Origin of the sequence: Rhizobium sp. BR 362 (assembly GCF_036528765.1) — a bacterium.
Lineage (GTDB): Bacteria > Pseudomonadota > Alphaproteobacteria > Rhizobiales > Rhizobiaceae > Rhizobium.
Map to the genome: position 1 here is coordinate 1 of NZ_JARWGH010000050.1, position 21,885 is coordinate 21,885.

20 protein-coding genes and 1 pseudogene are annotated in these 21,885 nt (G+C 58.9%); 14 read left to right on the forward strand and 7 right to left on the reverse strand.

What is annotated here, in order from left to right; translation table 11 throughout:
* Window positions 1-176 precede the first annotated feature (176 nt).
* The 9 genes and pseudogenes from QDY28_RS28755 (at window position 177) to QDY28_RS28790 (ending at window position 6,414) form a co-directional block, all read left to right on the forward strand.
* Window positions 177-485, forward strand: a complete 309-nt coding sequence (locus QDY28_RS28755; RefSeq protein WP_331384661.1) for a hypothetical protein — start codon at window positions 177-179, stop codon at window positions 483-485.
* Window positions 486-788: 303 nt separating this feature from the next.
* Window positions 789-893 (forward strand): annotated as a pseudogene (locus QDY28_RS31120) (DUF2189 domain-containing protein); the annotation flags it as partial.
* Window positions 894-1,046: 153 nt separating this feature from the next.
* Complete coding sequence (locus QDY28_RS28760) at window positions 1,047-1,433, forward strand: c-type cytochrome (RefSeq protein ID WP_331384662.1); 387 nt, start codon at window positions 1,047-1,049, stop codon at window positions 1,431-1,433.
* Between the two features lie 229 nt (window positions 1,434-1,662).
* Entirely contained in the window at window positions 1,663-2,478 is an 816-nt protein-coding gene (locus QDY28_RS28765) for a cytochrome c oxidase subunit II (protein WP_331384663.1), read from the forward strand.
* A gap of 55 nt (window positions 2,479-2,533) precedes the next feature.
* Window positions 2,534-4,312, forward strand: coding sequence for a cbb3-type cytochrome c oxidase subunit I (locus tag QDY28_RS28770; protein WP_331384664.1), 1,779 nt, complete (start codon window positions 2,534-2,536; stop codon window positions 4,310-4,312).
* The gene (locus QDY28_RS28775) at window positions 4,309-5,016 is read left to right on the forward strand and encodes a cytochrome c oxidase subunit 3 (RefSeq protein WP_331384665.1); all 708 of its coding nucleotides are present in this window, start codon (window positions 4,309-4,311) and stop codon (window positions 5,014-5,016) included. Before QDY28_RS28770 ends, QDY28_RS28775 begins: the two co-directional genes overlap by 4 nt.
* Window positions 5,017-5,028: 12 nt before the next feature.
* Window positions 5,029-5,751 carry a heme-copper oxidase subunit III family protein gene (locus QDY28_RS28780; protein WP_331384666.1) on the forward strand — a complete coding sequence of 241 codons (723 nt, stop codon included), beginning with the start codon at window positions 5,029-5,031 and terminating at the stop codon, window positions 5,749-5,751.
* A gap of 10 nt (window positions 5,752-5,761) precedes the next feature.
* The gene (locus QDY28_RS28785) at window positions 5,762-6,091 is read left to right on the forward strand and encodes a cytochrome C oxidase subunit IV family protein (RefSeq protein ID WP_331384667.1); all 330 of its coding nucleotides are present in this window, start codon (window positions 5,762-5,764) and stop codon (window positions 6,089-6,091) included.
* Window positions 6,092-6,240: 149 nt separating this feature from the next.
* Window positions 6,241-6,414 carry a hypothetical protein gene (locus tag QDY28_RS28790; RefSeq protein ID WP_331384668.1) on the forward strand — a complete coding sequence of 58 codons (174 nt, stop codon included), beginning with the start codon at window positions 6,241-6,243 and terminating at the stop codon, window positions 6,412-6,414.
* A gap of 103 nt (window positions 6,415-6,517) precedes the next feature.
* On the opposite strand, the gene groL is transcribed toward QDY28_RS28790, so the two are convergent.
* Window positions 6,518-8,146, reverse strand: coding sequence for a chaperonin GroEL (groL, locus tag QDY28_RS28795; protein WP_331384669.1), 1,629 nt, complete (start codon window positions 8,144-8,146; stop codon window positions 6,518-6,520).
* A gap of 57 nt (window positions 8,147-8,203) precedes the next feature.
* Window positions 8,204-8,518, reverse strand: coding sequence for a co-chaperone GroES (gene groES, locus QDY28_RS28800; protein WP_331384670.1), 315 nt, complete (start codon window positions 8,516-8,518; stop codon window positions 8,204-8,206).
* Between the two features lie 306 nt (window positions 8,519-8,824).
* On the opposite strand from groES, the gene QDY28_RS28805 reads away from it, so the two are divergent.
* Both QDY28_RS28805 and QDY28_RS28810 read left to right on the forward strand, forming a co-directional pair.
* On the forward strand, window positions 8,825-9,808 hold the full coding sequence (locus QDY28_RS28805; protein ID WP_331384671.1) for an acetylxylan esterase: 984 nt from the start codon (window positions 8,825-8,827) through the stop codon (window positions 9,806-9,808).
* A complete protein-coding gene (locus QDY28_RS28810) occupies window positions 9,780-10,508 on the forward strand; it encodes an esterase family protein (protein ID WP_331384672.1) in 729 nt (242 codons plus the stop codon). Before QDY28_RS28805 ends, QDY28_RS28810 begins: the two co-directional genes overlap by 29 nt.
* A gap of 82 nt (window positions 10,509-10,590) precedes the next feature.
* On the opposite strand, the gene QDY28_RS28815 is transcribed toward QDY28_RS28810, so the two are convergent.
* The gene (locus tag QDY28_RS28815; RefSeq protein WP_331384673.1) at window positions 10,591-10,782 is read right to left on the reverse strand and encodes a hypothetical protein; all 192 of its coding nucleotides are present in this window, start codon (window positions 10,780-10,782) and stop codon (window positions 10,591-10,593) included.
* Between the two features lie 370 nt (window positions 10,783-11,152).
* Between QDY28_RS28815 and QDY28_RS28820 the strand changes: the two genes are divergently transcribed.
* On the forward strand, window positions 11,153-13,489 hold the full coding sequence (locus QDY28_RS28820) for a glucose/quinate/shikimate family membrane-bound PQQ-dependent dehydrogenase (protein ID WP_331384674.1): 2,337 nt from the start codon (window positions 11,153-11,155) through the stop codon (window positions 13,487-13,489).
* A gap of 50 nt (window positions 13,490-13,539) precedes the next feature.
* Here QDY28_RS28820 and QDY28_RS28825 read toward each other — a convergent pair whose 3' ends face one another.
* Window positions 13,540-14,130 carry a cysteine hydrolase family protein gene (locus QDY28_RS28825; RefSeq protein WP_331384675.1) on the reverse strand — a complete coding sequence of 197 codons (591 nt, stop codon included), beginning with the start codon at window positions 14,128-14,130 and terminating at the stop codon, window positions 13,540-13,542.
* A gap of 218 nt (window positions 14,131-14,348) precedes the next feature.
* Here QDY28_RS28825 and QDY28_RS28830 point away from each other — a divergent pair, with 218 nt between their 5' ends.
* The gene (locus QDY28_RS28830; protein ID WP_331384688.1) at window positions 14,349-14,741 is read left to right on the forward strand and encodes a GFA family protein; all 393 of its coding nucleotides are present in this window, start codon (window positions 14,349-14,351) and stop codon (window positions 14,739-14,741) included.
* A 177-nt stretch (window positions 14,742-14,918) separates the two neighbouring features.
* On the opposite strand, the gene QDY28_RS28835 is transcribed toward QDY28_RS28830, so the two are convergent.
* The 3 genes from QDY28_RS28835 to QDY28_RS28845 all read right to left on the reverse strand — a co-directional run bounded on the left by QDY28_RS28835 (window position 14,919) and on the right by QDY28_RS28845 (window position 18,673).
* Entirely contained in the window at window positions 14,919-15,857 is a 939-nt protein-coding gene (locus QDY28_RS28835; RefSeq protein ID WP_331384676.1) for an NADP-dependent oxidoreductase, read from the reverse strand.
* 378 nt (window positions 15,858-16,235) lie between these two features.
* Window positions 16,236-17,519 carry a DUF763 domain-containing protein gene (locus QDY28_RS28840; RefSeq protein WP_331384689.1) on the reverse strand — a complete coding sequence of 428 codons (1,284 nt, stop codon included), beginning with the start codon at window positions 17,517-17,519 and terminating at the stop codon, window positions 16,236-16,238.
* Window positions 17,520-17,608: 89 nt separating this feature from the next.
* Window positions 17,609-18,673, reverse strand: coding sequence for a glycosyltransferase family 2 protein (locus QDY28_RS28845; RefSeq protein ID WP_331384677.1), 1,065 nt, complete (start codon window positions 18,671-18,673; stop codon window positions 17,609-17,611).
* 463 nt (window positions 18,674-19,136) lie between these two features.
* Between QDY28_RS28845 and QDY28_RS28850 the strand changes: the two genes are divergently transcribed.
* Window positions 19,137-21,875, forward strand: a complete 2,739-nt coding sequence (locus tag QDY28_RS28850) for a glycosyltransferase family 39 protein (RefSeq protein ID WP_331384678.1) — start codon at window positions 19,137-19,139, stop codon at window positions 21,873-21,875.
* The last annotated feature ends 10 nt before the right edge of the window (window positions 21,876-21,885 follow it).

The following is a 21,885-nucleotide window of genomic DNA, read 5'->3' on the forward strand; positions in this document are numbered from 1 at the left end:
CATCAGGGTCACGTATTGGAGCATGGTTCAAGACCGAAGGACAGAAACAATCTGTCCAGCGGAAGGAAGAGATTTAGCCGATCGGTCAAAACGCCGGTCAGAACATAACCGAACCCAAGGAAAAGCCGCCACTTGAAGGTGTTTTGTCCCTTGTGTTCTTTCATTGGAGAACGCCAATGAAAGCTCAAATCGCTGTGCTTGCTGCGCTTGCGGTCTTCGCAGCCTCTCCGATAGCCGCAATTGAGCGGCTGCAGACGGCCACGAGGTCGTGCGCCGAAATACAATCCTTTGTTCGGGCAAACCGCGCTGTCATCCTGCAATATCCGTCGGCGCGCGGTTCCGGCGGTCTGCTCTATGATCGGGCCGTAGCCGATGCCGATGTTTGCCTGGGTAACGGCTTTGGTGAACGAAGTTCTGTGCCGTCGAAGGACAAGCGCAATTGCGCTATCTGGATCTGCGCCTCCAGCACTGATCTGCGCCCGTGACTGCGTGAAGAGCGGCTCACCGCGCTAAGTTGGTGGATGCTGCGCTGCACCAATCGATAGCGAGATCGTTCATGCCTGTGCAGCCGAACACGAGCGTCTTTGCACGCTCTTCTTCGCGCGCTTATAGCGCAAGAAATGACGAACATCTAATTTAAGGAACAGGCGACAAAGCCAAAGAGATTTGATAAAACTAGACTGCCGGTTGCGGTTTGACGTGTCGGTAAAATTTGCCGGGCGTCTTCTCACCGCCAACCGGACCATGGTGGAGGAGGAGAGCTGCTGTGGCGGCGTTTCATGTCATGGCCGGCCGCGCTTTGGGGATTGATCGTCGCGGCGCCGCTCGTCGTCGGCACGATCCCGATCTTTGCCAGCTTTGTCGTCATGCCCGTTCTCGGGCATCCGACCTAGCATTTATATCGAAAATCGATTGCCTCCGCCTATCCGACCCGCACGCTTTGAATTCACAAGAAAATTTACCGTGGGATCATCCTCCAAGCCGTTGCGGACTGCCTGATGGCAGTCGCCTCGGCTCGGATAGCGATGAAGAGAATGAGGATTGTCATGTCTTACCGTTTTCTTCTGATTTGTCTGCTTTTTGCCATTGCCTTGCCGTTTGAAGCCCTCGCGCAAGAGGGAGATGCCACGGCGGGCGCCACCGTCTTCAAGAAATGCGCCATCTGCCATGTCGCCGAGACCGACCAGAACAAGGTCGGGCCTTCGCTGAATGGCTTGTTCGGCAGGACAGCCGGAACGCATCCGAATTTCGCCTATTCGCCGGCCATGCAAAAGGCGGGCAAGGATGGCCTCGTGTGGGACGAGACGTCGCTGCGCGACTATCTGCATGCCCCCCAGGCAAAGGTGAAGGGCACGAAGATGACTTTCGTCGGGGTGAAGGACGATACCGAGATCACCAATCTCATCGCCTATCTGAAACAATACTCCAAATAGCGAGATGCCTGATGTGGACGAGCTGTTTTCTATGTAGCCGGTCCGATCGGCAGAAGTTCGGCTCAATGTGAAAGACGCCGCCGCTCGGTCCGCGGCGTATCTCATGCGATTTACCGGGATGAACCGCTACTTTTGCCGCAATTGCCCGTGTGATTTGTTCATGAGATAATACTAAAACGTTTCGCGATGGGATTGTGGAAACGTTCGCGGCCGAGTCAGGGAGGAGACGATGGCTGTCGTATTGATTCTCGTTTTACTGGTAGTGGGATCGATCGCGTTCCATCTGCTGAGCCCTTGGTGGTGGACGCCAATCGCTTCCAATTGGAGCTATATCGACAACACGATCGTCATCACCTTCTGGATCACCGGCATCGTCTTCACGATCGTCGTGCTGTTTATCGCCTATTGCGTCTTCCGTTTCAGGCATCGCGCCGGAAACCAGGCGGCATACCAGCCCGAAAACAAGCGACTGGAATGGTGGCTTGCTGGTGGAACCGCAATCGGTGTGGCGGCGATGCTCGCACCGGGCCTCTTCGTGTGGAATCAGTTCGTCACGGTCCCGGCCGGTGCCAGCGAGGTCGAAGTCGTCAGTCAGCAATGGCAATGGAGTTTCCGGCTGCCGGGGGCGGACGGCCGCCTCGGGCGGGCGAACACGCGCGATGTTACTCCGGACAACCCGCTCGGTTTGGACAAGAACGATCATGCGGGCTTGGACGACGTCATTGTCCAAGGCGGCGAGCTCCACATACCCGCCGGCAAGTCGGTGAAGATGCTTCTGCGTTCGATCGACGTCCTGCATGATTTCTACGTGCCGGAATTCCGCGCCAAAATGGACATGATCCCCGGCACGGTCACCTACTATTGGTTCACACCGACGCGGACGGGAACCTTCGACGTTCTCTGCGCGGAACTATGCGGCGTCGGCCACCCGCAGATGCGCGGCACGGTCGTCGTCGATACCGATACCGCCTATCAAGCCTGGCTGGAACAACAGCCGACTTTCTCGAAATCGCTGGCGTCCGTGGAAAAGTCGGCGGCCAAGTAAGTGCGGCCGGCACTTGAGAGGAAGGCCGCATCGAAGGGAATAGGGAGGATGGAATATGGTCGATATTGGATCGGGCACCGAGCAGGTCATCCAGCCCGCTGAAGTCGAGGATGTGGAGCTTTATCATCCGAAAAGCTGGTGGACGCGTTATGTCTTCAGCCAGGATGCGAAGATCATTGCCATTCAATATTCCCTGACTGCCATTTCGATCGGCATGGTGGCGCTGGTGCTGTCATGGCTGATGCGCCTGCAGCTCGGCTTTCCCGGATATTTCTCCTTCATCGACGCGGACCACTATTACCAGTTCATCACCATGCACGGCATGATCATGGTGATCTACCTGCTGACGGCGCTGTTCCTCGGCGGGTTCGGCAACTATCTGATCCCCCTGATGCTCGGCGCTCGGGACATGGTGTTTCCCTATGCGAACATGCTGAGCTACTGGCTCTATCTGCTTGCCGTCATCGTGCTGGTCGTCAGCTTTTTCGCTCCGGGCGGACCGACGGGCGCCGGCTGGACGCTCTATCCGCCGCAAGCTCTTCTGTCGGGCACGCCCGGAGGGCGTGACTGGGGCATCATCTTGATGCTGTCGTCGCTGATCCTCTTCATCATCGGCTTTACCATGGGCGGGCTGAACTACGTCGTGACGGTGCTGCAGGGACGCACCCGCGGCATGACCCTGATGCGAATGCCCTTGACGGTATGGGGCATATTCACCGCGACCGTCATGGCGCTGCTCGCCTTCCCGGCCCTCTTCGTCGCCGCTGTCATGATGCTGTTCGACCGCCTGCTCGGCACGAGCTTCTTCATGCCCGCCATTGTCGAGATGGGCCAGCAGTTGCAGCAAGGCGGCGGCAGCCCGATCCTGTTCCAGCATCTGTTCTGGTTCTTCGGTCACCCCGAAGTCTATATCGTCGCGCTGCCGGCCTTCGGCATCGTCTCGGACCTGATCAGCACGCATGCGCGCAAGAACATCTTCGGTTACCGCATGATGGTCTGGGCGATCGTCATCATCGCAGCGTTGAGCTTCGTCGTATGGGCGCATCATATGTATGTCAGCGGCATGAACCCGAACTTCGGGTTCTTTTTCGCGACCACGACTTTGATCATTGCCATTCCGACGGCGATCAAGGTTTACAACTGGGTGCTGACGCTCTGGCGCGGCGATATCCATCTGACATTGCCGATGCTGTTTGCCCTTGCCTTCATCGTCACGTTCATCAATGGCGGGCTGACAGGCCTCTTTCTCGGCAATGTCGTCGTCGACGTGCCGCTATCGGACACCATGTTCGTCGTTGCCCATTTCCACATGGTGATGGGAGTCGCGCCGATCCTGGTGATCTTCGGTGCAATCCATCATTGGTATCCGAAAATCACCGGGCGCATGCTGAACGTGACGATGGGTCATATCCACTTCTGGATCACCTTTCTCGGCGCCTATGCGATCTTCTTCCCCATGCATTATCTCGGCCTGATGGGTGTGCCGCGCCGCTATTACGAGCTCGGCGAAACGGCTTTCATCCCGCCGTCGGCGCATACGCTGAACATATTCATCACTGTGGCCGCATTGATCGTCGGCGCCGCCCAGCTTCTGTTCCTGTTCAATCTCGCCTGGAGCCTTCGCTGGGGCCGGCAGGCGGGCGGCAATCCATGGCGGGCAACCACTTTGGAATGGCAGACGCCGCAAACGCCGCCTGCACACGGAAATTGGGGCAAGGAATTGCCGATCGTCTACCGCTGGCCGTATGACTACAGTATGCCCGGAGCAGATCAGGACTTCCTGCCGCAGAACCAGCCAGCACCGAGCCGATTGTCCGAAAGGGCTTCGCCATGAGTGCCATTCTCATCTTCATGGCCGGCATTGCCTGCATCGTCGCCTGGTGGATGGCGCGGCAGCGGCTGACCTCGAAGCCGTGGCTGGAAACCGGGCTGGCGGACGATGCGCCGGAGATGCGCGGTTCGTCGGCGACAACCGCGAAGGTCGGTCTCGGCATCTTTCTCGCGGTCGTCGGGGCCTTGTTCGCGCTCCTTATCAGCGCCTATCTCACACGCCTCAGCGGCCCGGATTGGTGGAGCATTCCGATCCCTCGGCTGCTTTGGGTGAATACGGCCGCCCTTGCCGCCAGCAGCGTTGCGCTGCAATGGGCGAAAACCGAAGCTCGTCTTGATCACAGCGAAATGTTGAACACGGCTCTTGCAGTGGCGTTCGTGCTGGCTGTTCTCTTCCTTGCCGGGCAGGTTTTGGCGTGGCGGCAACTGGTCGCGGCGGGCTACTTCCTTGCGGAGAATCCATCGAACAGCTTCTTCTACATGATCACCGGGCTGCACGGTCTGCACATTTTGGGCGGACTTTTCGTGCTCGGACGGACGACGATCCGCGCCCAAACGGCCAGCCGCGCTCCGGCGAAAGTCCGCCTCAGCGTCGATCTCTGTGCCATCTACTGGCATTTCATGCTTGTTGTCTGGCTGGTCCTTTTTGCGCTCTTTGCCGGCTGGGCCAATAGTTTCGCCGATCTATGCCGTCAATTGGTCACCTGAGGAGCTTCGACGATGACCGAATCCATAGAAAGACCGGTACACGATCCACTCCTGCGGCCGGCGGGACTACGCGGCGTCGCGGCCGATCTGTCATCGGACCAGCGGGCGTTCAAGAACGTCTCCTGGGGCAAGGCGATGATGTGGATCTTCCTCTTGAGCGATACCTTCATTTTCGGGTGTTTTCTGCTGGCCTATATGACGGCGCGCATGTCGACCAATGTCCCCTGGCCCAACCCCAGCGAGGTTTTTGCTCTGAGGATCGGCGGCCAGGAAATTCCGCTGATCCTGATCGCCATCATGACCTTCGTCCTCATCAGCAGCAGCGGCACGATGGCCATGGCCGTCAATTTCGGATACCGCCACGATCGCCGCAAGACGGCGGCTCTGATGTTGGCGACGGCAGCTCTTGGCGCGACATTCGTCGGAATGCAAGGGTTCGAATGGACCAAACTGATCATGGAAGGAGTCCGTCCCTGGGGGAACCCCTGGGGTGCGGCGCAGTTCGGCTCGTCCTTTTTCATGATCACGGGCTTTCACGGCACCCACGTCTCGATCGGCGTCATTTTTCTTCTGATCATCGCACGCAAAGTATGGCGGGGCGACTTCGATCACGGAAGGCGGGGKTTTTTCACCAGCCGCAAGGGCCATTATGAAATCGTCGAGATCATGGGGCTTTATTGGCACTTCGTCGATCTCGTTTGGGTATTCATCTTTGCATTCTTCTATCTGTGGTGAGGATGGCATCATGGCACAGACACAGGCACATTCCGGACAGGAGCATCCGATTAGACTGTACATGCTGGTATGGGGGCTGCTTTTCGTCCTCAGCACCTTCTCCTATCTCGTCGACTATCTCGGCATCCAGGGCTATCTCAGATGGTTTCTGATCCTGCTGTTCATGATGCTGAAGGCGGGGCTGATCGTTGCCGTTTTCATGCACATGGCCTGGGAGCGGCTGGCGTTGATTTACGCCATCCTGGTGCCGCCGGTGCTGGTACTTGTCTTCGTCGCCCTTATGGTGTCGGAATCGCACTATACGGCGCTGACGCGCTTGGCGTTTTTCGGCGCCGACTAATAGGGGATGAGGCTGCCGTATTGCCGACGCCATCAGTCGTTCGAAGTTGACTGAGAGCCTCGGTATGAAGATCCGGTGTCAAAAATCTGAGGAACCCAAGCTGTCTGACTCGGTTGTTCAAGTGTACGACTTGAAGAACGGAGACCAAAATGAGCAAAACCGACGTTCATAAGCTCCAGAAGCGAGCCGAGCGACAAGTAAAGAACACCAGCGCCGGGGGCCATCTCGGCGGAACATATTTTGGTCAGCAGCCTGACGGCAAAACGATGTCGTCATCCAGCAATGACAACGCAAAAGCGCGCAAAAATGATGGAAGCAACTAGCTTCGTTTAGGTTTGGCCCGGATGGCCCGATGGGTGGTTCGAGCTCCCTCCCAATCTCTAGCGACAATGGCCCGCCCGAGCGGGCGGGCCACCATCGAAACCCTCAGAAGTCCATTCCGGCGCCCGGAGGTAAGGCCGGCGCGGATTCCTTCTTCGGCTTCTCGGCAATCATCGCTTCCGTCGTCACCAACAGCCCCGCGATCGATGCGGCATCCTGCAATGCCGTGCGCACCACCTTGGCGGGGTCGATAACACCCATGGCGTAGAGATCGCCATATTCGTTGGTCTGGGCGTTCCAGCCGAACGAAAAATCGGCGTTTTCGCGCAGTTTGCCGACGATGATGGAGCCCTCGGCGCCGGAATTCTCGGCAATCTGGCGGACAGGCGCTTCGATCGCTCGGCGGACGATCTCGACACCGACGCGTTGGTCGTCATTTTCGGTCTTGAGCCCGTCGAGCGTTTTGACGGCGCGCAGCAGCGCCACCCCGCCGCCCGGCAGGATACCTTCCTCGACGGCCGCACGCGTCGCATGCAGCGCATCGTCGACGCGATCCTTCTTTTCCTTCACTTCGATTTCGGTCGAGCCGCCGACACGGATGACAGCAACGCCGCCAGCGAGCTTGGCAAGACGTTCCTGCAACTTCTCGCGGTCGTAGTCCGAGGTGGTTTCCTCGATCTGAGCACGGATCTGCGTCACACGCCCCTCGATTTCGCCCTTCGACCCGGCACCATCGATGATGGTGGTGTTCTCCTTCTCGATCATCACCTTCTTGGAACGGCCAAGCATGTTGAGCGTGACGTTCTCGAGCTTGATGCCGAGATCTTCGGAGATGACAGTGCCGCCCGTCAGGATGGCGATGTCTTCCAGCATGGCCTTGCGGCGATCGCCGAAGCCCGGAGCCTTGACGGCCGCGATCTTCAGGCCACCGCGCAGCTTGTTGACGACGAGTGTCGCGAGCGCTTCGCCTTCGACATCTTCGGCGATGATCAGAAGCGGCTTGCTCGATTGCACCACAGCTTCCAGGATCGGCAGCATGGCTTGAAGGTTCGAAAGCTTCTTCTCGTGGATCAGAATATAGGGCTCTTCCAGTTCCGCCCGCATCTTGTCCTGATTGGTGACGAAATAAGGGCTGAGATAGCCACGGTCGAACTGCATGCCTTCGACGACTTCGAGTTCGGTTTCGGCGGTCTTGGCTTCTTCAACGGTGATGACGCCTTCATTACCGACCTTTTCCATCGCTTCGGCGAGGAAGTGTCCGATTTCCGGATCGCCATTGGCGGAGATGGTGCCGACCTGAACGATTTCGGAATTGTTGGATATCTTGCGGGCGTTGGTCTTCAGTTCCTTGACGACGGCATCGACGGCAAGGTCGATGCCGCGCTTCAGGTCCATCGGGTTCATGCCTGAGGCGACCGCCTTGGCGCCTTCGCGAACGATGGCCTGGGCGAGAACGGTGGCGGTCGTCGTGCCATCGCCAGCGATATCGCTGGTTCTGGAGGCGACTTCACGCAGCATCTGTGCGCCCATGTTTTCGAACTTGTCTTCCAGCTCGACTTCCTTGGCGACGGTGACGCCATCCTTGGTGATGCGCGGAGCGCCGAAGGACTTGTCGATGACGACATTGCGGCCCTTCGGACCGAGTGTCACCTTGACCGCATTGGCGAGAATATCCACCCCCTTCAGCATGCGTTCACGAGCATCGGTGTGAAATTTGACTTCTTTGGCAGCCATTTTTTACTCCTCCATAGGCAGCACAGTTTTGACTTGATGCTTGAAAGAAGGGACGCCTCAGGCAGCCTTCTCGTCTGCCGCCTGGACATCGATTATGCCCAGCACATCGCTTTCCTTCATGATCAGCAGATCTTCATTGTCGATCTTGATCTCGGTGCCGGACCATTTCCCGAAAAGGATGCGGTCGCCCGCCTTGACATCGAGCGGCTGGATTTGTCCGGCCTCATTGCGTGCGCCAGCACCGACGGCAATGACTTCGCCCTCCTGCGGCTTCTCCTTGGCGGTGTCCGGAATGATGATGCCGCCCTTGGTCTTTTCTTCGGACTCGACGCGGCGAACGAGAATGCGATCGTGAAGCGGTCGGAACGTCATGTTCTCCTCCATAGCAAACGATGATGATCAATGCCCCCTGACCGGACCGGACGAATGCCCGGATAGGTGCCGAAGCCCTCCGGCCTCCGGCGAAACTTGATCTGGTTCCGGAAACCACGTTTTCAAGGACATGAGCGAATTTTAGCACTCTGCACCTCCGACTGCCAATACGATCGAAAGAACCATGGATACGATTCAATGGCCCGATGCTTGGCAGCCCCAAGGCCGCCGCAGATGACGCAGTTTTGTCGGCACGACGGACGTTCCGGTCTTGCGTCGCCGATCCTTTCACGGGACAAGCATCACATGAGCGTTCCAAAGACACATCCCTTCGCCTTCGATCCAACCTATGGCATGCAGCTTGAGCAGCTTCTGGCAATCGAGCCCCCCGAGGAGGTCTCTGGTTTCGATGATTTTTGGACCGAGCGGTACCGGCGCGCGATCGCGGTCGATCCCCAGCCGAAACTCCGCCGCAGCCAAATCCGGCATCGCGACTGGCATGTTCTCGACATCACCTACACATCGACCGGCGCGTTTAATATCCGCGGCTGGCTGCTTCTTCCCCGCACTGGGGCTGTGCGGCGCGGTCTGGTCGTAGGCCACGGCTATGGCGGCCGGGATCAGCCCGACTTCGATTTGCCGGTGAAAGACACGGCCATACTGTTTCCCTGCTCTCGCGGCCTGTCCCTCAGCGCTCATCCGCCTATTCCGGCCGATCCCGGCGGGCATGTGCTTTACGGTATCGAAAAACCCGCTTCCTATATTATCGGCGGCTGCGTGGACGATCTCTGGCTCGCCGTCTCGACGCTTGTTTCCCTCTATCCCTGGCTTACGGGACATATCGGCTATAGCGGCATCAGCTTCGGCGGCGGCATCGGGGCGCTGGCGATCCCCTTCGATAGCCGGATCGATCGCGGGCATCTCGTGGTGCCGACCTTTGGGCACCGATCGCTATGGCTGAGCTTGCCGACGATCGGCAGCGCGCAATCCGTCCAGGAATACCAGAAGACGCATGCAAGCGTGCTTGAAACCTTGCGCCTGTTCGATGCCGCGAACGCGGCGGCCCGCATCAAGGTACCGATGCTCGTGGCTCCGGCCCTCTTTGATCCCGCCGTAGCGCCGCCCTGCCAGTTCGCTGTCGCGAACGCGCTGCCAAAATTTAACGAAATCTTCATCCTGGACGCCGGTCATTTCGACTATGTTGGCAGCATCGAGCAACATGCGGTGCTTCGCGAAAAAGTCGAACGATTTTTTAGGTGCCATGAATCGGGAATACCTGCGCTGGTATAGCGAGCGCCTGCATCGAGACATGGAGCTATTGGTGTTCGGCCATGCCGGCGCCAAGGTGTTGGTGTTTCCGACCAGGGAAGGGCGCTTCTGGGAATATGAGCAGCTCGGCATCGTCGCCAGCCTTGCCGACAAATTGCTGGCCGGTCATCTCCAGCTCTATTGCATCGAGGGTCTCGCCACCGAAACCTTCTATGGATCCCGGCACCATCCGGCCGAACGCATTCGCCGGCATGCCGCCTTCGAGGAATATATTCTAAATGAAGTTCTGCCGCTGATGGCGCAGAAGAACCCCCATGACTGTACCATCGTGCACGGCTGCAGCCTTGGGGCTTTCCAGGCCGCCAGCCTCGTCTTTCGCCACCCTCACCTCTTTCGCAAGCTCGTCGCCTTTTCAGGCCGCTATGATCTGACGATGAAGGTCGAATCCTTCGGCGACCTGTTCGAGGGCTACTATGACGACAATGTCTATTTCCACACGCCGACGCACTTCCTTCCAGGGCTTGCCTGCGAATGGCAGCTCGATAGGCTGCGGCAGATCGACATCGTTCTCACCATCGGTGACGCCGATCCCTTCCTCGACAACAACCGCCACCTGAGCCAGCTACTCGTCGACAAACAGGTCGACCATCAATTGCATGTCTGGGGTGGGCGTGCCCATCGGGCCGGTGCCTGGCGTAAAATGGCGGCGCTGTACATCTGACGGCGGGCTATAGCAAACGCCGTCACGACCACCGTTGCGGCGGCCTATCCTCAATCGATCGAGGCATCAAGGAACGGTCGGCTTACACCAAGCCGACCGGAATGGGCGCAAGTTCTTTGGCGGCACCATAATCGCGCTCGTGAGATCTGCGGTGACGCTTCTCGCGGTTCGAGGAAAAGTCGATGCGATTGTGCTCCATCATGCCATCCGGATAGGTTCCGGTGTCCTCGGTTTCCACTTCGGACTGAGCGGTGACGATTTTGAAATTCATCATGTTTCCTCCGGTGCGGCGCGGAAACGATTAGTCCCGCGCTTAGTTCCATGAGTAAACACAAAATTATTAAAAAATTAACTACGTTCGTTAATCAATTCGGGTGATCTCGCCATTCTCAGCCTGCGACGCCAAGCCTCACCGCGGCTGCTTGTTTGCCGGGAACATTTCCTCCAGCCCCACGTTCAACTCACGATTTTGTTTTGGAGGTCTCCATGGATCGATCCAAAATCGGCAACTCCAATCGATTTCGTTCCAATCCTTACTCTGACGAGTTTCAGCTTCGCCGGCCGTAATCCCAAGGGGATTGTGGCCGACATCGTCGCATGTGCTCGATCAACCGCCGACAGGCGGATAGATACTGGAGTAAATCATGGCCATTCTGATAACATCCGTACTTCTGGCGATTATTGGCTTATTCCTTGGCGGTGGCGGACTTTGGCTCGTCATGCTCGGCGGCAGTTTCTTCTATCTCGTCGCCGGCCTCATGTTCATCGTCACCGCGATATTGGTATTCATGCGCAAAGTGGCTGCCCTTTGGCTCTACGCGATCCTCGTGCTCGTCGCGCTTGTCTGGGCGATATGGGAAGTGGGCTTCGATTGGTGGCAGCTTGGTCCGCGCGGCGGCCTCATCATTCTGATCGGCCTTTGGCTGCTCACTCCCTGGATCAGACGTCCGCTGGGTTTCCGCAGCCCGGCCGGTGTCGACTACGCCGCAAATCCCTGGCCGCTTGCCATACCATTGATCGTTTCCATCCTGGTGGCCATCTATTCGATGACCACCGATCCGCACGATCGTTCCGGCGATCTGCCGACCACCGTTGCCGCCAATGCGCCGATGGGTGGCGACGTACCGAATGGCGAATGGCATCAATACGGCCGGACACCCTTCGGCCAGCGCTATTCGCCGCTCGATCAGATCAATGTGCAGAACGTCGCCAATCTGAAGGAAGTCTGGCGATACGAGACCGGCGACGTAAAGCGCCCTGACGATGTCGGGGAGACGACCTATCAGGTAACGCCGCTTAAAGTCGGCAACACCCTTTACCTGTGCACGCCGCACAATCTGGCGATCGCACTCGATGCGCAGACCGGCAAAGAGAAATGGAAATTCGACCCGCGTTCGGGAATGAACCCCGATCGGCAGCATCAGACATGCCGCGGCGTCACCTACTATCGCGATCAGACGGCAACCGCGGGAGCCCCATGCGCCGAGCGCGTCTATCTGCCGACGTCAGACGCGCGTCTGATCGCGCTCGATGCCGCCAATGGCAATATCTGCACGAGCTTCGCCGACAAGGGTGTGCTCCATCTCGAGGCCGGAATGAAGTATAACCCGGCTGGATACTACTACTCGACCTCGCCTCCCGTTGCGGTGGCGGGTAAATTGATCATCGGCGGGGCTGTCAACGACAACTATTCCACTCAAGAGCAATCCGGCGTCATCCGCGCCTTCGATATCAACACCGGCGCGCTGATCTGGAATTGGGATTCCGGCAATCCGGATCAAACCACACCCTTGCCGGCCGGGCAGACCTACACCACCAACTCTCCCAATAGCTGGTCGGTGTTCAGCGCCGATCAGGCCCTCGGCTTGGTCTATGTTCCGCTCGGCAATCAGGTTCCCGATCAGCTCGGCATGGGCCGGAGTGCTAATGTCGAGCGCTTCTCCTCCTCTGTCGTCGCGCTGGACATCAATACCGGCCAGCTCAAATGGGTGCAGCAATTCGTCCACCACGACCTCTGGGACATGGACGTTCCGGCCCAGCCCGTGCTTTTCGATATGACGAAAACCGATGGCACCGTGGTGCCCGCGCTTGTCGCTTCCACCAAGCAGGGTGACATTTATGTGCTCGACCGGCGCACCGGCGCGCCGCTCATTCCGTTTAAAGAGATACCGGCACCCGGCGGCGCCATTCCCGAGGATCATACCGCTCCGACGCAGCCCATTTCGGATCTGACCTTCTCACCCTCGCCGCTGCAGGAAAAGGACATGTGGGGGGTTACGCTGTTCGATCAGCTCGCCTGCCGCATCGCGTTCCACCGATACAAATATGAGGGCCGTTACACGCCGCCCTCGCTGCAGGGATCGATCATCTACCCCGGCAATTTCGGGACCTTCAACTGGGGCAGCGTCGCCGTCGATCCGGAGCGCCAAATCATGTTCGGCATGCCGACCTATCTCGCCTTTACGTCCAGGCTCGTCCCCCGCGCGAATGTCCCACCAAGAGGCCAGGACGAGAAAGGCAGCGAGCAGGGATTGAACCGAAACGATGGTGCGCCGTACGGCGTCTATATGGGGCCGTTTCTCGGTCCGCTCGGCATTCCCTGCCAGGCGCCACCATGGGGTTATGTCGCTGGTGTCGATCTTAGGAGCGGCAAGATCGCCTATAAGCATAAGAACGGCACGGTACACGACATGACGCCGCTGCCGCTGCCCTTCAAGGTCGGCGTGCCCGGCATCGGCGGACCGATCATCACCAAGGGCGGCGTCGCCTTCCTCGGAGCGGCTGTCGATAACTACCTGCGCGCCTATGACGTCACGAGCGGACGGCAGCTTTGGCAAGCGCGTCTGCCGGCGGGTGGCCAAGCGACGCCGATGACCTATACGGCGGGCGACAACAAGCAGTATGTCGTCATGGTTGCAGGCGGCCACGGTTCGATCGGCACCAAGCCCGGCGACTTCGTCATCGCCTACCGGCTGCCTTAAGCGAGACCCAGGCGCCAAGGCGAGCCGCTTCCGCTATTCCGAGAGCCGGTTTAGGCGCCTGTGGCCATGCTTAGGAACTCTTCGGTGGTGCTAAGGTCGAGCTGGACCGAGAAACGGTCGTTGAGAAGCTCGAGCGAGGCATCGTGGGTTTCGTCGGTGCCGCTGCAAACCGCATCTTTCAACAGCACCACCCGATAGCCGAGATCGATGGCGCCGAGCGTCGTCGCGAGCACGCAGACATCGGTCTCACCGCCACTGAGAACAAGGGTGGTGACCTTCTCGTCCACAAGTGCTGCGTGAAACCTGCCGCCGATCCAGGGCGAATAAACCCGCTTGTCGAACACGCGCGCCGGCGGGACAAGATTGGCTAGCGGTTGAACGAGTTCCACCATCTCCGAAGGCAGGTGCTCGCCGGTCATCATCCACCATTTTTTGTAATAGTCCCGCCATTCACCCCACAGGTCATCGGCCGTCCGAGGCGGTACGAATCGTGTAAAGATCGTGCGCTGGGGATAGGTCCCGCTCACTTCCCTGACCTGCGGGAGAATGCGATCCATCCAGGGAACAAACCACGGCGTTTCCTCTGCAAACATGCGTTGCATGTCCACGCATATGTGCCGCCAACTGCCAAGCGCCTTCATCTGCTCCTCCAGTTTTCTGCCATAACAATCGCGGCAGCGGCAAGTTCCTGAGTGGCCAGGCCGAACCTCGGAGAATACCGATCTTAGAAGATTTCCTTACCGAAGAGGTTGTCGATATCCGGAACATTTCTCCCATGTCGCGTGTTTCCGGTTCGCATGGGATATCAGGTTGCGTTTCTGGTGCCCCTGGCAAATTCAAGGGAATGGAGGCTTTAGAAATGACATTGCGACATGGATCATGCCGCTGCGGAAGAGTTCGTTATTCCGTCAGCGGTGAGCCGAAACGCGTCGGTATCTGCCATTGCACCGACTGCCGTCAGGAAAGTGGTTCGGCTTTTACTTTTTTCGGCGTCTGGCAGGCCGAGGCGTTCTCGACGACGGGCGAAACAACCGTCTACGAAGGCCGAAGGTTCTGCCCTCATTGTGGATCGCACGTTTTTGCGAATAACGACGTCGAGGCCGAGATCAAGCTCGGATGTCTCGATGCCGCACCGACCGATATGGTTCCGACCTACGAACTTTGGGTAAAGCGGCGCGAATCCTGGCTGAAGCCTTTACCGGGAGCGGAGCAATATGATCAGGACCGACTATCCGATCTGTCCGGTCCTTGAGGAGCAAGATCATGCAAACCGTCGCGCATAAAAAATGCGCGGACCCTCTTGAGATCGACGCGCCGCATAGACACGCATGTGAGGCGCGCCGCCTCCTGCCAAATGGAGCGAGGCGTTCCCGGGAAGCCGGGTGATGCCTGATGATCCGGTTTCAATGGCCGCCGATGCGCCTGTGCCTCAATGCTCGACCCGCAAGACGATTTTGCCGCGATTATGTTCGTTGCGGATTGCCTCTTGTGCCGCGCTTGCCTGTTCGAGCGAATAGACGCGTCGAATCTCCACGCGCACTTTTCCATGTTCGATGAGGCGGCCAAATTCAGCAAGCTGCTGCCCGTTCGGCTGTGCCGTATAGCGAGTAGCGCGTATGCCGAACTCGGTCGCACGGTTCTTGTCCGGTTCGGTCAACGTCGAAACAAGAATACCGCCCGTCTTCACCACGCCGAATGATCGGTCCTGGGTTTCGCCGGCGATTAGATCGAACACCATGTCCACCGGCTGTATCGCATCCTCGAACCGCTCGCTCTTATAGTCGATGACCTTATCGGCCCCGAGGGAGCGGGCGAAATCCAGGTCGGTGTTGGAAACGGTCGTCGCCACCCAGCAACCTTTCGCCTTTGCAAACTGAATGGCCAAATGGCCGACACCGCCCGCACCGCCATGAATGAGGACGCGCTGGCCAGCCTGAAGCCCGCCATGATCGAAAAGGCCTTGCCATGCGGTGATGCCCGCCAGCGGTATTGCGGCGGCCTGCACCGCGTCCATCAACCGCGGCTTCGGTGCTATTTCTTCCGGCCTGGCGATGACGAATTGCTCATAACCGCCATGCATCGGATTGAGAAAGGCATAGACCCCATCGCCAGCCCGAAACGCCGCGACCCCGTCCCCGACTTTCTCGACCGTTCCGCAGACGTCTCGGCCGAGCACGTAGGGCAAGTCCTTTTCCTGGACAGCCGGATAATTTCCTTCGCGCATCTTCCAGTCGACCGGATTGACACTGGCAGCTTCGACCCGGATCAGGATTTCGTCGATCTTGGGCTCGGGGCGTTCGATCTCTTCGAGGCGAAGCACTTCCGGACCGCCAAACGAGTGGATGCGCACAGCTTTCATGACGCTCATCGCTTTCTCTCCTCACGGTTTGAGAATGTAACCCGCCGGCGGATCGCAATCGCCTCTCGCCGGCCTTGGGCGGACACTGCGCGTTTTTCACGAATTGACGGCGGCCGGCCCGGGTCAGCGAGCGTTGATTGACGGCAGGAAGGACATTACCTCGTCGCGGCGCTCGGGGCTCAGCGTCTCGACCCACTCGTTCCAGAGGCTCTTCGCATCCGGTGGGTCCTACTTTCAGCAATTCGTAGACACGATGTTGTCGTCCATCACCAGCAGATATTTATCGCGAGGTACTTTGCAGCATTCATCATCCTGCTCCTTGCGCCGGTCATCTGGACGTCAACAATCGAAGGAGGATTATGTTCCCAATGGCGCGGGAGCCCGGCGTCAGCCTTTTGACCGCTGGTGACGCCCTTCGCTCTCGTCGTCAGGCTTGAGGGGAGGCTCCCAGCCGAACACGCTGCGTCCGCCGTAAAAAGCGGACCTGTCGAATTCGCCGGCAATGATTTCCTTGAGATCGGGACCGGTGACATATCGTTCGAGCATGCGGGACTGATCGTCCAGGCGCTTCAGCGCCTGCAACTCCTCGTCTCTTCCGAGCCGCCCTTTCCGCACGGCCGATTTCATCACGTTGATGGTCTCGTCGTAGACTTTCAAAGGCACTGGGAAAGGGTGGCGATCCTTACCGCCATGCGCCAGGGAAAACCGAGCGGGATCTGAGAAGCGGTAGGGGGCACCATGCACGACCTCGGCAACCATTGCCAGCGCCTTGACCGTTCTTGCGCCAACGCCGGGCGTCAGCAGCAGATCCTCAAAATCCACCGGCCCGCGATCGGCGGCGGCCGCCAGGTTGCCGTGCAGGCGCCGCATGTTCACATCGGTTTCGCGGACATCGTGATGGGCCGGCATGATCAGATGCGGCAGCATGGGTTGCGCATTGTTTTCGGCAATCGCTCTCGGCTCTGCTTCGAGGGCGGCGACTTCGCGCACGATCCTGTCCGGCCCCAACGACGACAGCAGATCGAGCTGACCCGCGCGCGACCGGTCGGCGCGCCGATCGGCGAGATTGACGATGCGCCCCTGGTCTCTTCCCTCGATGGCCGCATGCGGAGAATCGAGAAAGCTTGTCAGCCCTTCGGAAAGCCAATGATACCGCCGCGCCTGTCGCCGATCGCCGTTCATTCCCTGCTGGACGACCACCCATTTGCCATCGTCCGTCACAATGAAACCGTGCAGATAGAGATCGAATCCGTCCTGCAAGGCAGCGCTGTCCACTTTAGCTATGAGCCGGCTTTTTGCCGCAAGCGCCAGACCGTCAATGCCGACGCGATTGCCGATGGCCGTAAGTTCATCCGGCGTCTTGCGCGACTGGGCGCCGCGGCCGCCGCAGACATGAATGCCGAGTTCGCCGGAGAGCGGCGTCAGACCTCGTTTCAGCGCGCCGAGGACGCTGGTGGTAATGCCCGAGGAATGCCAATCCATGCCCATGACGGCACCGAAGGACTGGAACCAGAATGGGCTGGCCAGCCGCCGCAACAGTTCGTCGCGCCCATAATGTTGAACCACCGCCTCGGCAATCACGGCGCCCAAACGCGTCATTCGGTCGCCGAGCCATTTCGGCACCCTTCCGCCATGCAGGGGAAGATCAGCGTTGCCAGCTCTTTGCGCCAAGTTCATCGTCTCCGTCTCGTATCCGACGCAATGTAATACCGACCGACTGATTGCGCCACGTGCGGATTTGATCCCAGGCAGTCCAGAACCTATCCGATGGCGTTGCGAATGGTCTTGGAAAGGCGCGACAGGAAGGCAGGCCGGGACGACGCGACGAGTTTCCACGACAAGATAGCCTTTGCCATGCGGCCGGGAAGGACGCCGACGGAAAGAAACCATGCCGCCAGCACCGCACGCCGTCGCAAGGATGCATTCATTTCCAGGCTAGCGACGGCACCGGCCGTACCGAGTGCAAATCTGGAATCGCTGACCATGGGATGCCGGGCTTTGTCCATGGTCAGCGATGCCAGACGCTCTTCCAAATGAACGGGATCGTGGAGATTGACATCCTCCGGCACCTTCAGGCCGATCTCGGCCGCCTGATCGGACAAGGCGTCGATCCGATGGAAGTCATGCTGCATTCGCCAGCGTGCACGCTGGCCAAGCTTCTCCGCAAAGACGGAGTGATTGGAACCATGGATGCGGTAGGCTCCGAGGCAGGACTCTATCGACGTAACCTTGCCATGGAGGGGCGCTACGGTGACGAGATAGCCATCGGCGCCTTGGCGGAAATCCGTCTCAGGAACCGGCATGACCACCTCCAAAGCCGAGCGTTTGAAAGCCAAGCCGCTGGTGACGGTGGTCTGATAGCGTCCCCTCTGCAGCAGTTGTGGGGTAACGTCGCCGGAGTCGAACGGGAGCTCCGGAGGCGGAAATACGTCCTTGACCTGCATGTCTTCGTCGACCATGTGCAGTCTGAACTGCATCTGGACGGCATCATCTTCCCAGGCGTCGACGATCTCGGATATGGCGTTCGGGTAAAGATAGTCATCGGCGTCCAGAAAAAGGACGATCTCTCCGCGGCTTGCCGCAAAACCGGTATTGAACGCCGCCGCGTGCCCGCCGTTCTTCTCTCTCAGGCAGGTCTTAATTCGGGATCCATAGGAAGCAACGACATCGGCCGTGTCATCGGTCGACGCATCGTCGACGACGATGACTTCCGTATTGTCGTAACTTTGCTCCAGCGCACTGTCGATGCAGCGCGGCAGAAAGCGTGCGTAATTGTAGTTCGAGATGATAATGGAAACTGGAGCACGGTCTGTGATGGGGTGCATCGCATTGAACCTCGCAGATTTGCTTTGGTCGCGGCGAACCTACTCATTCAGGTCCGGTGGATTAAAACCCATTCCGGCGCGCACAACTCATCGAAGCTGAAAAGCTGCTGTCACAGACATGCTGGCCGATGGGTGGCAAAGATAGACTTGATCTGTCTGTACCCTCGCAACCCTCCTCATCTTTATGGCTTTTGAATGACCCTGACCTGCGAATACTCGGGCTGAATGCGGTCGGCTGCTCGACGCAACTTCAGTCCTGGCGCTTCAGCAAAGACTTAAAAACAGTCTTCAGGTGGCTGTCAGCGTCATTGCCGATAGTCGCGCCCCATTGAAACAGGAAGCGACCTCTCATGAAGCAAGTGCAGACGCAAAGTTACTATTCGGGCGCGCAGGCCCCATTGAACCCATTGACGGCTGTTCTGGCGCGTCCACGCTCCGGCGCTTTGTCACCGTTTGTAAGCCTGTGAACTATTCGCGCAGTATTTCGGATTGGTCACAAAAGTCGGCCGGCAAAGCTCTCGTCTCCGAGCTCGATGCTGACGACAAAACAAGACATCAGCAATCCATTTCCGTTGTCATTCCGACCCTCAACGAGACCGACAACGTCGACATTCTCCTGTCCTCGCTATTTTCGCAATCCGGTGGCGACCTCGCGCTAGAGGTCTTGATCGCCGACGGCGGATCGACCGACGGCACGGTCGAGCGGGTCCGGGCATGGGATGGCAAGGCGCCCGTCAGGCTCATTTCCGCAGGCGGCAAAGGAGGTCTGGCGGGAGATGTGCTTTGGGCTGCGAGATACGCCAGCAGCGACATCGTGGTGGTCATGGATGCCGATCTCAGCCATCCGCCGGACCAGATCCGCAACCTTGTTCGGCCGATCCTCGATGGGACCAGCGACATGGTGGTCGGAAGCCGATACGTGCCGGGCGGCGCCACCCCCGATTGGCCGCGCTCCCGCCGGCTGCTCTCCCGCCTCGGCGGCGCCCTGGCTTGGCCCTTGACCGATATGCGGGATCCGATGTCTGGGTTCTTTGCCGTGCGCAAGGAGCGGCTTTTGGCGATCGATCCGACGGCAATCGGCTTCAAGATCGGCCTTGAAATCATCGCCGAAGGCGGCGATGCGCTTCGGCTGATCGAGGTCCCAATCATCTTTCGCGATCGAGTGCATGGCCAAACGAAGATCGGATGGGGGCATATGATAGACTATGCCCGCCGTCTGATGGTCCTTGCCGGAGGCGCGGTTTCCTTTGGCAACGCAACGCGTTTTGCCGGCGTCGGCCTCATCGGCCTCGCCCTCGACCTGCTGATCTTTCAGATTCTCTTCGGGACCGGGTTCAGTTTGGTGACTGCCCATCTCGTCAGCTTCGCCGTCGCGACGATCTCCAATTACATCCTGAATTCCAGATGGGCCTTTGCAAGTGACGGGCCGCGGCCTCATGAACGGGATTGGCGACGTTACATCCGCTTCATGACTATCTGCCTGCTTGCTTTCGCCTTGCGGGGCGGCGCGCTCGCCGGCGCCGTCGAGCTTCTCGGATGGCCGCCTCAGGCCGCCATCATTCTCGGGGTCGGGGCTGCTGCCATCGTCAATTATCTCGGTAACGCATTCTTCGTCTTCCCATATGCGCGCCCGCGCATGCCATCCGATGTCCGATGGCGCGTGGCGGCAATCGGCGTGTTGGGCTATATTCTCGCATTGCGGCTGGTGTTCCTCGGGCTTGTCGATCTCGTGCCGGAGGAAACCTATTACTGGAACTACGCCCAGCATCTCGACATCGGATATCTCGACCATCCGCCAATGGTTGCCTGGCTAATATCGGCCGGAACGAGCCTGTTTGGGGACACGGGATTTGGCGTCCGTATCGGCGCCTATCTCGCCTGGATCGTGACCGGCTTCTTTGTTTTCCGCTTCTCGCGCCATCTGTTCGGCAAGTCGGCAGCATTCGTCAGCGTACTGCTTATCGCCATCCTGCCGTATTTCTTTTCTACCGGTTTCATGATGATGCCGGATGTGCCCCTGACGGCAGCATGGGCCGGAACGCTCCATTTTCTGGAACGCACGCTGATAGCGGGAAAGCGCCGGGCCTGGTGGGGCGTCGGCCTCTGTGTCGGCTTCGGAATGCTCTCCAAATATACGATCGCACTCCTCGGCCCCGCCACGCTGATCTTCCTGCTTCTCGACACCAGAGCGCGCCTTTGGCTGCGGCGGCCGCAACCTTATCTCGCCGCCGCGCTCGCTGTCGTGCTCTTCTCACCAGTGATCTACTGGAACGCGACGCATGGTTGGGCGTCGTTCGCATTCCAGAGCGCGGACCGGCTGCAGAGCACGACGACCTTCTCCCTTCCGTCCCTCGTCACCAGCATCGCGATCCTGCTGACGCCATTGGGATTGGTGGCCGCGGTAGCCGCCCTGGTGTCTGGAAACAGCGTGACGTTCGCGACGAATGCGGACGCCGAGGCGGCCCGTCGATCGCTCTTCATCAAGGTCTATACGATCGTTCCTCTGCTGGTCTTCGTCGCATTCAGCCTGTTTCACGAGGTCAAGCTGAATTGGACGGGGCCGCTCTGGCTGGCCCTTCTGCCCTCGATCTCTGCAACCATCGTCGCAGCCGGCAGCAGCATCTCGAAATTCGATGGCCTATTGCGGCGGCTATGGGTTCCGACCGTGATGACCATGCTCGTCAGCTACGGGCTTGGCCTGCATTATCTCGTCCTCGGATTTCCGATGGTCGGTCACTTCGGCAACATCCGCACACTGCCGGTTGCATGGCAGGAATTCGGTCACGAAACAGGATTGATCGAACAAAGCGTGGAGCGGGAAACAGGTAAGCAGGTGCTGCTGGCCGGCATGGACAAGTATTTCGTCGCCAGCGAGATCGCTTTCTACAATCGCGCCGATGATGATGCCGTTCAGACCTCCGTGGGACGGGGCGCGCTCGGTCAGGATAGCTTAATGTACGGCTACTGGTTTAACCCAGCCGACCTGCAAGGGCGCAACGTCATCCTCTTTGGACTGAAACGAGGCGATCTGGAACGGGCGTCTCTTGATCCGCTGTTTTCCCGGCTAACCGAAATCAAGGAGCAACAGGTGAAGAAGCATGGCGAACCCGTGGGCAGCTTTTTCTACAGGATCGGATACGATCTTCGCAGTTGTCTTCCGCCCGCCGCCCAAACGTCGGGAATATCATGCCATGGGCAGTGAACCGGCGAGA